Origin of the sequence: Marinobacter sp. 2_MG-2023, assembly GCF_030546935.1 — a bacterium.
In the GTDB taxonomy this organism is placed as follows: Bacteria; Pseudomonadota; Gammaproteobacteria; order Pseudomonadales; family Oleiphilaceae; genus Marinobacter.
Window position 1 is genome coordinate 24937 of record NZ_JAUOPH010000002.1, and the last position, 13078, is coordinate 38014.

Annotated in this window: 16 protein-coding genes; 12 read left to right on the top strand and 4 right to left on the bottom strand. The window is 55.0% G+C overall.

Going from position 1 to position 13078, the window contains the following annotated elements; all coding sequences use genetic code 11:
• Positions 1 to 43: 43 nt before the first annotated feature.
• The 3 genes from Q4501_RS03980 to Q4501_RS03990 form a co-directional block, all read right to left on the bottom strand.
• On the bottom strand, positions 44 to 682 hold the full coding sequence (locus tag Q4501_RS03980; protein ID WP_303594406.1) for a TetR/AcrR family transcriptional regulator: 639 nt from the start codon (positions 680 to 682) through the stop codon (positions 44 to 46).
• Between the two features lie 148 nt (positions 683 to 830).
• On the bottom strand, positions 831 to 2351 hold the full coding sequence (locus tag Q4501_RS03985; RefSeq protein WP_303594408.1) for an aldehyde dehydrogenase family protein: 1521 nt from the start codon (positions 2349 to 2351) through the stop codon (positions 831 to 833).
• Positions 2352 to 2420: 69 nt separating this feature from the next.
• Positions 2421 to 3839 (bottom strand): WS/DGAT domain-containing protein, encoded by a 1419-nt coding sequence (locus Q4501_RS03990; protein WP_303594410.1) that lies wholly within the window; start codon positions 3837 to 3839, stop codon positions 2421 to 2423.
• A gap of 351 nt (positions 3840 to 4190) precedes the next feature.
• Between Q4501_RS03990 and Q4501_RS03995 the strand changes: the two genes are divergently transcribed.
• Both Q4501_RS03995 and Q4501_RS04000 read left to right on the top strand, forming a co-directional pair.
• Positions 4191 to 5114, top strand: coding sequence for an alpha/beta hydrolase (locus Q4501_RS03995; RefSeq protein WP_303594412.1), 924 nt, complete (start codon positions 4191 to 4193; stop codon positions 5112 to 5114).
• Positions 5115 to 5198: 84 nt separating this feature from the next.
• The gene (locus Q4501_RS04000; RefSeq protein WP_303594415.1) at positions 5199 to 5948 is read left to right on the top strand and encodes a hypothetical protein; all 750 of its coding nucleotides are present in this window, start codon (positions 5199 to 5201) and stop codon (positions 5946 to 5948) included.
• 41 nt (positions 5949 to 5989) lie between these two features.
• Here the strand turns inward: Q4501_RS04000 and Q4501_RS04005 are convergent, their stop codons facing one another.
• Complete coding sequence (locus Q4501_RS04005) at positions 5990 to 6268, bottom strand: polyhydroxyalkanoic acid system family protein (protein WP_303594417.1); 279 nt, start codon at positions 6266 to 6268, stop codon at positions 5990 to 5992.
• A gap of 126 nt (positions 6269 to 6394) precedes the next feature.
• On the opposite strand from Q4501_RS04005, the gene ubiE reads away from it, so the two are divergent.
• The 10 genes from ubiE (at position 6395) to Q4501_RS04055 (ending at position 13078) form a co-directional block, all read left to right on the top strand.
• Positions 6395 to 7177, top strand: coding sequence for a bifunctional demethylmenaquinone methyltransferase/2-methoxy-6-polyprenyl-1,4-benzoquinol methylase UbiE (ubiE, locus tag Q4501_RS04010; protein ID WP_303594419.1), 783 nt, complete (start codon positions 6395 to 6397; stop codon positions 7175 to 7177).
• Positions 7177 to 7818 (top strand): SCP2 domain-containing protein, encoded by a 642-nt coding sequence (locus Q4501_RS04015; protein WP_303594421.1) that lies wholly within the window; start codon positions 7177 to 7179, stop codon positions 7816 to 7818. The genes ubiE and Q4501_RS04015 overlap by 1 nt, the downstream gene beginning before the upstream one ends.
• Positions 7815 to 9458 carry a ubiquinone biosynthesis regulatory protein kinase UbiB gene (ubiB, locus tag Q4501_RS04020; protein ID WP_303594423.1) on the top strand — a complete coding sequence of 548 codons (1644 nt, stop codon included), beginning with the start codon at positions 7815 to 7817 and terminating at the stop codon, positions 9456 to 9458. Before Q4501_RS04015 ends, ubiB begins: the two co-directional genes overlap by 4 nt.
• A gap of 125 nt (positions 9459 to 9583) precedes the next feature.
• Positions 9584 to 9961 carry a nuclear transport factor 2 family protein gene (locus Q4501_RS04025; RefSeq protein WP_303594425.1) on the top strand — a complete coding sequence of 126 codons (378 nt, stop codon included), beginning with the start codon at positions 9584 to 9586 and terminating at the stop codon, positions 9959 to 9961.
• Positions 9962 to 10078: 117 nt separating this feature from the next.
• Positions 10079 to 10495 (top strand): phosphoribosyl-AMP cyclohydrolase, encoded by a 417-nt coding sequence (hisI, locus tag Q4501_RS04030; RefSeq protein ID WP_303594427.1) that lies wholly within the window; start codon positions 10079 to 10081, stop codon positions 10493 to 10495.
• Between the two features lie 12 nt (positions 10496 to 10507).
• Entirely contained in the window at positions 10508 to 10837 is a 330-nt protein-coding gene (locus tag Q4501_RS04035) for a phosphoribosyl-ATP diphosphatase (protein ID WP_303594429.1), read from the top strand.
• Positions 10838 to 10927: 90 nt separating this feature from the next.
• Positions 10928 to 11161, top strand: coding sequence for a Sec-independent protein translocase subunit TatA (gene tatA / locus Q4501_RS04040; protein ID WP_303594430.1), 234 nt, complete (start codon positions 10928 to 10930; stop codon positions 11159 to 11161).
• Positions 11162 to 11172: 11 nt separating this feature from the next.
• A complete protein-coding gene (tatB, locus tag Q4501_RS04045) occupies positions 11173 to 11565 on the top strand; it encodes a Sec-independent protein translocase protein TatB (RefSeq protein WP_303594432.1) in 393 nt (130 codons plus the stop codon).
• Positions 11562 to 12362, top strand: coding sequence for a twin-arginine translocase subunit TatC (gene tatC, locus Q4501_RS04050; protein WP_303594433.1), 801 nt, complete (start codon positions 11562 to 11564; stop codon positions 12360 to 12362). Before tatB ends, tatC begins: the two co-directional genes overlap by 4 nt.
• Complete coding sequence (locus Q4501_RS04055; protein ID WP_303594435.1) at positions 12359 to 13078, top strand: 16S rRNA (uracil(1498)-N(3))-methyltransferase; 720 nt, start codon at positions 12359 to 12361, stop codon at positions 13076 to 13078. Before tatC ends, Q4501_RS04055 begins: the two co-directional genes overlap by 4 nt.

Genomic DNA, 13078 nt, shown 5'->3' on the forward strand with positions numbered 1-13078 from the left:
CCTCCAATGATTTCGCTCTATGATCTGAATTCATGTGTTTTCATCAGGAGCTGCGCACCAGTGCCATAAACCCTTCGGCAAACTGATCCAGCGGTTGTGAGCTTTTTTCGAGTTTTGCGCGAAGTACCGCGCCTTCCCAGCCTATCCAGAAGAACTGTGCCATCGAGCCCGGAGCCGCCTGGCCCGACACCTCACCGGCTTGTTGAGCTTCCCCCAACACCCGGGCGATCCGTGCTTCCCAATCCTGGAAGGTTTCGCGTAACAGGTTGCGAAAACTTTCAGGCAAGGCAGCCATTTCCTGCCCCAGGTTGCCGATCAGACATCCGCGCCGATAATCAAATTTCTGCATGCCGGCTTTCGCGTCATCGACAAAAGCCTGAATGCGTGCCAGTGGCTGAAGGGAAGTGTCAGACAGTGAACGTTCCAGCTTTTCGGCAAAAAAACGCCCATAGGCCTCGATCAACACTTTCCCGAAAGCTTCCTTGTTCTCAAAATAATGATAGAAGGAGCCCTTGGGCACGCTGGCCTGGCGCAGAATTTCGTCCAGCCCGGTATAGGAGTACCCTTTCTCGGTTAATGCCGCCAAACCCACCCGAATCAGCGTCTGGCGGGTGTCCTGATAGCCGGCATTCTGGCTTTTTGGCGGCCGACCACGCTTGCGTTTAACTGGTGTACTCTCCACACATCGCCCTTTATTTAGACCAATCGTCTAATTAATTATGCATATTTATGACCGAGCGTCTACTAAAAAGAAAAAACGCCTCAAAAGAGGCGTTATGGAGGGCATTAGAGTCAGACCCCTTTGCTCAGGGCCTGACGCGGTTTCTGGATCAAAAGAACCCGAGCGGGTTGATGTCGTAACTGGTCAGCATGCACTTGGTCTGCTGGTAATGCTCCAGTGCCATCTTGTGAGTTTCACGACCTACACCGGACTTCTTGTAGCCGCCGAAAGCCGCGTGTGCCGGGTAGGCGTGATAGCAGTTCATCCACACCCGTCCGGCCTGAATGTTGCGCCCCACACGATAGGCACGATTGGTGTCGCGGGTCCATACACCAGCGCCCAGCCCGAACTCCGTATCGTTAGCAATCGCCACCGCCTCTTCTTCGGTTTTAAAAGTAGTCACGCCGACAACCGGGCCAAAGATCTCTTCCTGAAAAACCCGCATATTGTTCTCACCCTTGAACAGGGTGGGCTGAACGTAGAAGCCGTCTTTGAAATCGACATCCATTTCTTCCTTGCCGCCACCGGTGAGAACAACCGCTCCCTCCTGTTTGCCGATTTCCAGGTAAGACATGATTTTGTCGTACTGCTCCTTACTGGCTTGGGCACCCACCTGCACATCGGTATCCAGCGGATTGCCGCGTTTAATAATCCTGGTGCGCTCAACAACCTTCTGCATAAACTCTTCGAACATGTCTTCCTGCACCAGGGCACGGGATGGGCATGTACATACCTCACCCTGGTTGAAGAACGCGAGAACAAGGCCTTCGACACACTTGTCCACGAACGCCGGCTCGGCTTTCATGACATCGGAGAAATAGATATTAGGCGACTTGCCGCCCAACTCTACCGTTGATGGAATGATGTTTTCTGCCGCGCACTTGAGAATGTGCGAGCCCACAGGTGTAGAGCCGGTAAAGGCAATCTTGGCGATGCGCTTGCTGGTTGCCAGGGCTTCACCAGCCTCAATGCCATAGCCGTTAACAATGTTGATAACGCCCGGCGGTAGCAGATCACCAATAATCTCCATCAACACAAGAATACTGGCGGGCGTTTGTTCTGCCGGCTTGAGTACGGTGCAGTTACCCGCAGCCAGACAGGGGCCAAGTTTCCAGGCCGCCATCAGTATTGGAAAGTTCCAGGGAATGATCTGCCCGACCACACCAAGGGGCTCATGAAAATGATAGGCCACTGTGTTGTGATCAATTTCACCCATGTGCCCTTCCTGGGCCCGGATGCAACCGGCGAAATAACGGAAGTGGTCTGCCGCCAGGGGAATGTCAGCGTTCAGGGTTTCACGCACCGCTTTGCCGTTATCCCAGGTTTCAGCGACCGCCAGCTTTTCAAGATTGGCCTCTATGCGATCAGCAATTTTGAGCAGTATATTGGAGCGCTCTGCCGGCGACGTCCGTCCCCAGGCTGGTGCAGCTTTGTGTGCAGCATCTAGAGCCAGGTCAATGTCTTCAGCGGATGAGCGCGGAATCTCACAAATAACAGCGCCAGTTACCGGGGTTATATTTTCGAAATATTCCCCTTTAACCGGAGCAACCCACTCACCACCGATATAGTTTCCGTAACGGGATTTGAAAGAAACGACGGAACCGTCTTTTCCTGGTTGTGCATAAATCATTGTCGCCACCTCTTGTTGTGTTTGTAAATGACAACGCGGCTATGCGCGTTTACTCATTCACTGTAGACCTCAAACAACAATAGGTGAACCACCCGGGAATTCTGACAGTTCCTGAAGACAGTCCCCCAGGAAACCTTCCGGGTCTGCCAGTACCGCTTCATCTGCCACCACACCGAACTGGACCTGCCCGGCATAGCTGACAACACTGACGCCCAACCCGATATTACCGGCCTGAGGCACCCAGAACATCTGCTCCGTGATGCGGCAACCAGCAATATAGCGTGCCTCGGGCGTACCGGGTACGTTTGACACCACGGCACTGGCCTTGCGGTAAAAGACATCCGAAAGCGGCTGGCGCAGGGCTTCCGGGATCAGAGTCGAGCAGGAGGACAAGGCCCAGGCAATTCCGGGTTGCCAACTTTTCTTCAGCCTCCGGGTTTCCTGTTTTATGCGATAGAGCCGCTCCAGCCCGCTCTCTCCATCTACGGGCAAGGGCACGAACACAGTGCCAAAATAGTTGCCGAGAGCATCTGGCTCCGGCTTGAGGTCCTCAGGCAAACGACTGCGGATATCAATCGGGACGGCCGCATGCATTACCGCATCTTCTAATGCAGCGCCGGTAACCCCGAGGCGAGGACGAACCGCTGCCGCTACGCAGCTGAGCAGCACATCGTTGATGGTGACATTCGTCGCTTTGGCGATTGACCGGAACCGGTCGAGTGGAACCGGCACGGACCACCGGCAATGACGCCGACCCAGCAAGGGTGTTTTGAGATCTGACGGCGTATCTTCCGGTTCTGCAAGAAAGTCACTGAATTCATTCACCAGCTTAAGGCCATTGCGTGCCAACTGGCCCAGCAACTTAGCCTCGGGTCCGTCGCGGCTTTCCTTGTCCTCCGGCTGGGATTCTTCTGTGCTGGCTTCGCCTGTAAGGTCGCAGCCAACCAACTTCTCAATACGGCTCTTGGCCGCTGATATCCAGGGCGATAGATCCCGGGTTTGCCGGGCGCCGTAGACAGCAGGGTGTTGTTGCGGAGAAGCCGGGCAAAGACGGTCAAAAATGCCCGTCAGCGATACCCCGTCGGCATAGCTGTGGTGAAGTCGCAACAACAATACCGCGCCGTCCTCTGCATTCGGTGCCAGCCAGAACTTCCACAAAGGGCGATACAACGGCAGGGGCTGATTAAGGCGAGCGGAAACCCACTCCTGAAGTGAAGATTCCGTGAAACGGTCAAGCACTACGTCCAGGTGGTGCCGGAGGTCAAATACCGGATCCTCCTCCCACCACCAGGCCGGCGCACGCTTGACCGGCATGTACCTGAAACGCTCCCAGGCCATCCAGTACACCCGCAAAAACTCCCGAAGCCGGGGCGCTGTCAGGCCATCGACTCGCATCATGACGGTAATAGCCATGGGGTTTCGGGGATTTTCCAGAGCCAGCCAGGCTGAATCCGCAGGAAGCATAAGATGCGTTTGATCGTGACTCAAACCCGAACGTCCCCGGAAGTAGTAGAGTGGAAAAAGATGTCACCTGCATTGTGACAGACATGCACCAACGGCTCCACAAAGGCGCTCACCACCCCCATCACCGCGCACCTCACGAGGTTACAAAAAATTACACGTCTGCATCCCTACACTCCTATACTCGTTATAAGCCTTGATGTGATAGTTATTTGACCGCCCAAAAGGTCACCAGTTGACTATGGCTTGGTGATAGCACCGTTTCCACTGCCAATACAGATTGGGCCGCTCAGGAGTACAACAGGGTTACCAGCACAACTAAGGTCACACGACCAAACTCTGAAAACAGGCTATTGCCGTGCTGGGAGGAGATGCATTATGAAAGCAAGCCATATCCGCAAGCTGATCAAGCCTATCAACAGCGCTTACTCGGAGATGTTCTCAGGTCGAGTCTATCGCGTTGGTGAAGGTGCCGTATCGGTTAGAAACCATAGTGGCTCAGCAAAGCAAACCGTTATTGGCGTACATGGCTTTCTGGAAAATCATTGCTACTTCACCCAGACTTACGACGCACCGACCACTGAATTGATCCTGCTGACCTGCAGCAACTACCATATTCCGGTAAACGGTGTAACACCGGAAACGCCGACGTGGGAAGTGCCGATCAAACACCTGGAAGGCACCATTGAATACGATGCGTGTATTCTGAACCAGGCCCTGACAAACCTGCCAAGCACTCGCAACATCCGCATTCATGGCCACTCACGGGGTGGCGCTGTTGTTCTTGAAGCGATCAAACACCGGCCAGAACTCTACGAAGATATCGAAGTGATTCTGGAAGCGCCGGCCCTGCCGAAGGGGAAAATTCACCCGTTGGTCACAGCGCTTCTTGAGCCTGTCAGTCACGGCATGTGGCCCTGGCTGATTCGCCTGATCAACAGTGCACCTTCATCCGCGTACGGACAAACATTCTTTGGGAAAATGAACCCTCGCAAAAAGCAGTTGCTGAGCAAACTGTTTTACTCAACCCGCGACCATCTGACCATTGTTCGCAACATTGAAAATATTCTTGAATGGATGGAGCGCACTGACACGGGCATATACCAGAATGTACGCCATGGCACCTTCCTGATTCCCGGAGTCGATCGCATTCTGGACCGCCCTGCGATGCTCGCAAGCGCGAGGCAAAGCCCGACCACCATGCGCATCATTGAAACCCAGGCACCGAGCCACTTCGTTACTCTCGACAGCAAGGAATGGCTGCCCGGATTCGAGTCTCTTCCTGCTGCTGCCCAAAACTGACCGGGCTTACTGCACCCTCGCTTTTCCTACGGTAAACTACCCGGCTATATTCAAACCTGCACTCAGACCTACCGGAGCTGGCCCATGTATCGTGAGCGCCTTGTTGGCACGGAAGTGCGCTCAGAAAGCGCCCGCCGCTTACAGCAGCTGCTACTGGATTATCACGACTTTCGGCAACAGAAAGCGGACCACCGGCTCCTCGACAGTGCACTCACCGTTGCAGACTGGCAGGCCAGGCGCCTGAAGCTGACCCACCAGGACCTGTATCAGCACCCTGGCTATCAGGCTGGCCTGGAGTTCCTGCTCACGGACCTTTATGCCCCCGCCAGCATGACACGGCGCGACGACAATATAGATCGGGTGTTCCCCAAAATGGTCAAGTGGTTGCCTGACCACTTGCTGGAAACACTCGCCGGGCTGGTGGAGCTGAACCTGATTACCCAGCAGCTGGATCTTGAGCTGGCAGAACTGCTCGATGAACGCGACATACACGCCGAATCGCTAACGCCTGAACGTTACTGCGATGTTTACCGAGCAAGCCAGAAACTGGAACAGCGCAGACAGCAAGTGGTGCTGGTCGCCGATGTGGGGCAACAGCTTGACCGATATGTGCGTAATCGCACCTTGGGCTGGCTGCTCTCAATGAGCCGGACACCTGCAGAAATGGCTGACCTGAGCGATCTGCACGATTTTCTTCACAGAGGGTATTCGGCATTTCGCAGAATGGACAAGGTTAACCTGCTGATCGACCGGCTGGTCACCCGGGAGCAGCAAATTATGGACAACATTCTCAACGGTCGCCCGGACCCATTTGTGCTCCCGAACGACCTTTAACAGCCCATGAGCGCCTTATTTCAATCCACTCATGGTGTGTCTCAGGCTTTCAAAATCTGATCAAGCTGGCTATGAATCTCCTGCTCGATCCGCGATTTGAAAGGCCGCAATAACATGCCCAGTTCCAGGTGCACATTAAGGTCATCGTCGGTAATGTTCAGATGACCTTTAACGCCCGAGCGTTTGAACTTGAGGTGATCTCCTTCCCACTGATAGTCGAGCTCGAACTTGCTGGAGAGGTCCTTGGCAAGTGTTTCCGCCGCTTCGCGGGCATGGTCTTTATCAAGAGTGTGGGCGCGATGTACATCGATTACGGACATGAATCAGTTTTCTCTTCAAAATTGAAAGGTTTTATAGTGTAAGTCGGTATTTAACGTCTAGCCACCCTTGTAGCAACCCCGCCAAGCGTTAGAATACGGGGTTCAGATTCTGACAGGACATGCCCCATGAGCGATCAACAAACGCCGGCCAGTTCCAATAACGGCCAGGATGACGTCACCCATTTCGGTTTCCGGAATGTACCCAAGAGCCAGAAGGCCGGCCAGGTCGCCGAAGTGTTTCACAGCGTGGCGGGCAAATACGATCTCATGAACGACCTCATGTCCATGGGCATCCATCGGTTGTGGAAGCGTTTCACCATCGAGCTGTCCGGCGTGCGCCCTGGCCACCAGGTGCTCGATATTGCTGGCGGAACCGGCGACCTGACCATGAAGTTCTCTGATCTGGTCGGGCCTGACGGCAAAGTGGTTCTTGCCGACATCAACGCCTCCATGCTGCAGGTTGGCCGGAGCCGCCTGACCGATCGCGGCTATGCCGGCAACATCGAATACGTGCAAGCCGATGCCGAGCACCTGCCTTTCCCCGACAACAACTTCAACGCGGTTTCTATTGCCTTCGGCCTGCGCAATGTGACCGACAAGGATCAGGCGCTTCGGGATATGACCCGCGTGCTGAAGCCTGGCGGAAAACTCATGGTGCTGGAATTTTCCAAACCCTCCAACCCGCTACTCAGCAAAGCCTACGATACATACTCCTTCACCGCCCTGCCGCTGATCGGCCAGCTTATCGCCGGCGACAGCGAGAGTTATAAGTACCTGGCCGAGTCCATTCGCATGCACCCGGACCAGGAGACGCTCAAGGGCATGATGGAAAACGCAGGCCTCGTGAACTGCAAGTATTACAACATGACCGGCGGCATTGTTGCCCTGCATGTTGGAATCAAACCCTGATGTTCCCTGGCCCGACCCTGCTTGCGGCAATAACCGCCATAATCGAGCGGGCACTGAACCAGGCGCTGGAACTGGATCCTGCTGGCCAGAAGGCGTTGCTGGCAGCGCTTGAAGGGCCTGTCCAGTTCCGCATGACCGACCCTCTGCTCCTTACCTTTTCTCTGCACAGAACAGGCAATCAGGTGCAGGTGCGAAGCCAGCCTGTAGATCAACCAGCACTGGAGATCAGCGGCAAGCCCCTGGCTTTCGCCGCACTGGCAACAGGCGATAACCGTGTATTCACGGAAAAGCGCCTCGACGTCGTCGGCGATACAAACCTCGCACACCAGTTCCAGCGGGCGCTGGATCAGCTCAACCCAGACTGGGAAGCTGCCATGGCAAGACACATTGGCGACATGCCTGCCCACTTTATCGGCAAACGTATTCGCAACTCGGTAAGCTGGAGCCGCCAGGCTTTCACCACGCTGAACGCTAATATTGAAGAATACGTGCACGAAGAGAGCCGCGCCCTGCCCGGCAGACGTGAACTGGAAGCCACGTTCGAGGATATTGATTCCCTGAGCCTGCGTACCGAACGCCTGGAAGCTCGCGTTAACCAAATCGAAAGCCGCAGCAATACTGACCAACCGGAGACTCCGTGACCCGCCTGCAACGCCTGTTTCGAATTTTCTGGGTATTCTGCCGTTACCGGTTGGACATATTTTTGCCAATGGCGGAACTTCCCGCACCGCTGAAATTATTTTTCCTGCTGGCTCCCTGGCACCTTTTCCCGCAGCCGAAGCTTGATCGTGGCGACCGGCTGCGCCTGGCTCTGGAAGAGCTCGGGCCCGTCTTCGTCAAGTTTGGACAGATTCTTTCCACGCGCCGTGACTTGCTACCAGACGACATGGCGGAATCACTCAAAACCCTGCAGGATCGGGTGCCACCGTTCTCCAGCGACACGGCCCGCCAAATCATTGAGACCTCCCTCGGCGCGCCGGTTTCCGAATTGTTCAAAGCGTTCAGCGCTGACCCCATGGCGTCCGCATCCGTAGCCCAGGTTCATGCGGCTACGCTGTTGAATGGTCAGGAAGTGGTTGTGAAAGTGCTGCGCCCCGGCATCGAAAAAGTCATCCGCCAGGATCTGGCCCTGATGTATCTGATGGCCAACCTGCTGGAAAAATACTGGACCGAAGGCAAGCGACTGCACCCGGTAGAAGTGGTTGAAGATTACGACTCGACCATTCACGACGAACTGGACCTGCAGCGGGAAGCCGCCAATGCCAGCCAGCTGCGTCGCAATTTCGAGAATTCCCCGCTGATCTATATCCCCTTCATCGATTGGGATTACACCCGAAAGTCCGTAATGGTGATGGAGCGTATCCATGGCATTCCCATTGCCGATGTTCCGGCTCTGAAAGCGGCGGGCGTAAATCTGAAGGTTCTCGCAGAAAAAGGCGTCGAGATTTTCTTCACCCAGGTCTTTCGCGACAGTTTTTTTCACGCCGACATGCACCCGGGCAACATTTTTGTAGACGTTACCAATCCGGCTGACCCGAAATATATCGCGATTGATTTTGGCATTGTCGGCACCCTGGCACCGGATGATCAAAGCTACCTTGCGCGCAACCTGCTGGCCTTTTTCCGGCGCGACTACAGGCAAGTGGCGCAACTCCATATCCAGTCTGGCTGGGTGCCGCCGGATACCCGGGTGAACGAGTTTGAGGCCGCCATCCGTACCGTATGCGAGCCAATTTTTGAAAAGCCCCTGAAGGACATTTCCTTCGGTCACTTCCTGCTCCGGCTTTTCCAGACTGCCCGCCGGTTTAACATGGAGGTGCAACCACAACTGGTTCTGCTGCAAAAAACCCTGCTTAACGTGGAAGGTCTGGGCCGACAGCTCTATCCGGAGCTCGATCTGTGGAGCACCGCACAGCCGTTCCTGGAAGGCTGGATGCGCAAGCGGATAGGGCCGGCCGGCCTGATCAAGTCCCTGCAGACTCACCTGCCTTCATGGCTGGAACAGTCTCCGGAAATGCCTCAACTGGTCCACGACGCACTGTTACAACTCCGCAGCGCGGGCCCAACCGAGAAACAAAACCAGGACACTCTGGCGCTACTCCGGGAGCAACAGCTGAGAACCGACCGACTCTGGCGCCGGGGAATAGCAGTCCTCGCTCTGGTTGCCACCGCCATTGTCGGCACCCATCCGGAAGCCCGCGATTGGGCAGAGAATGCGCCCATCTGGACCTGGGCCGTTCTGGCATGTGCCGGTGCATTGGTGATACGCGGCAGCCGCTAAATTGGTCAGCTTTGCTACGATTCCGGGGCCTCGCTGACGACCTTTGGTTTCGCGATAAAGAACTATGTGATTGAATGGAACCTTTGGCACCCTAATCATCCCTGTGTTCGAAATGGAGTTTTTTCATGCAGCCCAAGCAAATCGTGGCGCAGTACATCGCGGACATCCATGCCCAGCGTTTTGATGAGGCAAAAGCCCTTCTGGTTGATGAGGGCTTCGAATATGTGGGGCCGAATATGCGCTTCCTCAATCCGGATGACATGATGACCTACCAATTCGGTATGGCCGCCATTCAGAAAGATCTTATCCTGCGCCAGCTTAGTGCCGACGGGGAGCATGTGTTCGCAATCCTGGATTACCAGACCAACTTTGAACCGATCGGCGACGTGCGCCTTGCGATCTGGTTTCGTGTTCAGGACGACAAAATCCAGACAGTTGAAGCTTTCTATAATGCTGCAGTTGTTGAAAACATGCTGGGAGGTAACCTTCCATCGGCCGGCTAACTCAATGAAGCTCAGAGCGGGCCAAGATGGTAAGCGTAGAGAAAAGATGCCACCGGCTTCTCGCTCGCCCTTTAGTTTACGGCAACTTTCAGCATGCAGTACTCGGGATTCATAAAAATGAAAGATGTACCTTATAATCTAGCCAACCTCGATTGGCTTGAAGCTGTCCGGTGGACGGCGGATGGACTCGTTCCGGCAATTGCTCAGGATGCTGTCACCGGCGACATTCTGATGATGGCCTGGATGAATCGCGAATCACTTCGCCTCACCGCGGAAGAGGGCCAGGCTGTTTACTGGTCTCGATCGCGAGGCAAGCTCTGGCGCAAGGGTGAAACCTCGGGACACCAGCAGGTAGTAAAGGACATTCGCCTCGATTGCGATGAGGATGTGATCTTGCTGAAAGTGGAACAAAAGGGTGGAATCGCCTGCCACACTGGTCGACGCAGCTGTTTTTATCGCTCCCTGAAAGACGGAAAGTGGACCAGTGTCGACCCGGTGATTAAAGATCCAGACGCCATTTATGGCAAGAACTGAGGAGTGTGTGCAGTGAGCGATGTTCTGGAAAACCTGACGCAGGTTCTGGAAGCCCGTAAATCAGCCGACCCGGAGAAATCCTACGTCGCCAGCCTCCATGCGAAAGGCCTGAACAAGATTCTGGAAAAGGTTGGCGAGGAGTGCACGGAGACATTGTTGGCCGCCAAGGACGCAGAACACTCCGGAAATACCCGGGCCGTGGTCAGCGAAACTGCGGATCTCTGGTTTCACAGCATGGTCATGCTTTCCAATCTGGGCTTGTCTTCCAAGGACATTCTGGACGAGCTGGCCAGCCGGTTTGATCTTTCCGGCCTTGAAGAGAAAGCGTCCCGAAGCCAATAAGTCGCGATACCCCTTTGGAGGGGTTTCCGCGAACAGCCCCCGGTAACGTACAATACCGACAAACAGAAACATTTAAACGAGGACCCCGTAATGGGCATCAGTATCTGGCAACTTCTTATCGTACTGGGCATCGTCATCCTGTTGTTCGGAACTAAAAAACTCCGCAACATCGGCACTGATCTTGGTGGCGCCATTCGCGGCTTTAAAAAGTCCATGAATGACGAAGACACCAAGTCCGAAGACCCGGACTCTCTGGAAGCTCAGGCCGATGAGCAAACACGGCAAGCAGCTGAAGAGAAGCCCAGGGATAAAACCAAAAGCTGAGACCAGACAGAATGTTTGATATCGGCTTTCTTGAGCTGCTGATCTGCGGCGTTATCGCTCTCCTGGTGCTCGGCCCCGAACGGCTCCCAACGGCTGCGCGCGCGGCCGGGCGTTGGATTGGTGGTGCTCGCCGCATGGTCAGCCAGTTCACCTCAGAGCTCGACCGCCAGATGAAAGCCGATGAGCTAAGAAAAGAGCTTCGGGACGCCGGTGATGTCGGACTGGAAGATGTTGAGAAAACCGTACGGGGCGCTCTGGACGAGGCCAAAAAGTACGAGCACATGATCATGGAGGGCGAGCCCGCCAGAAAACCGGCAACCCCCAAACAGCCAGCCGCTGACCAAGGCTTGAAAAAAGACGCAAACATCGACTCAGTGGAAAAACCCTCGGACAAATCTCCATGAATGCAAAAACCGAGGGCAAGGGCCCGGAACATCAACACACCTCTTCCGGACAACCGGACATGCCTCTGGTTGAGCACTTGCTGGAACTGAGGAACCGGCTACTGAAAATGGTTCTGGCCGTGGTGATCTGTTTTGCGGCCATTTATCCCTTCGCTAACGAGCTGTATCTCTGGCTATCCGAACCTATCCGATCATTGCTTCCGATCGGACAGACAATGATTGCAACAGACATCACGTCGCCATTTTTCGCACCTCTGAAACTGGCCCTATTCCTGTCTGTCTTTGCCGCTATACCGATTATTCTTTACCAGCTCTGGAGCTTTGTGGCCCCGGGCCTCTACGCCCATGAAAAGCGGCTCGCCTTTCCCCTGCTATTTACCTCCGTCATCCTGTTCTATCTGGGTGCTGCGTTTGCTTATTACGTGGTTTTCCCTCTGGTATTTGGCTTTTTTACGGCCATAGGCCCGGAAGGCATTGTTGAGCTGCCGGATATCAGCAGCTATCTGAATTTCGTGCTGAAAATGTTTTTCGCTTTCGGTATTGCCTTCGAGATTCCCATTGCCACCATTCTGCTGATCCTCAGCGGCGTCACAACGCCCGCGGATCTGGCATCAAAGCGTCCATATGTCGTTGTGGGTTGTTTTATCATCGGCATGATGCTGACGCCCCCGGATATCATCTCTCAGACGCTTCTGGCTGTGCCCATGTGGATTCTGTTCGAGCTGGGTATTTTGTTTGGCCGGCTGGCTGTACGAGAAGTGTCAGACACAGACTCGGACGAGTCACCCTCTGAATGAACCTGGCCTTACTGTTTGACGAGGACTTTGTTACCCGGGACCGCGTTATCCTTCGGGGCCGGCGGCTTGAGCACATACGGGCTGTGATTGGCGTGTCCACGGGAGACCAGCTATCGGTTGGCCGCGTAAATGGCCAGATGGGACTCGGCAAAGTGCTAAGGCTCACGGATTCAGAAGCCGAACTGATTGTTACTCTGGATCAGCAGCCACCGGCCCCACTGCCCCTCACGCTCCTTCTGGCCATGCCCCGGCCCAAGATGTTTCGCCGTATTCTACAAACCAGCGCAACATTGGGTATTAAAGACATATGGCTGATCAACAGCTACAAGGTAGAAAAAAGCTTCTGGCAGACGCCCTGGCTGTCGGATGAAAACCTGAGGGAGAACCTGACCCTCGGGCTTGAACAGGCAAAAGACACGGCCATGCCGAGCGTGCATATCCGCAAACTGTTCAAACCCTTCGTGGAAGATGAGCTGCCCGCTTTACTGAACGGCAAACAGGCGCTGGTTGCCCACCCGGGCACTGCAACGCCCTGCCCCACGCACCTGGATAGACCCGCTGCATTGTGCATAGGCCCGGAAGGCGGCTTTACACCCTACGAAGTCGGTAAACTGGAAGATGCCGGCTGCCAGAGTGTCCATCTGGGGCCGCGTATTCTGCGGGTGGAAACGGCCGTTCCCGTTCTCGTCAGCCGGCTGTTTGATGCCTGCCTTTGA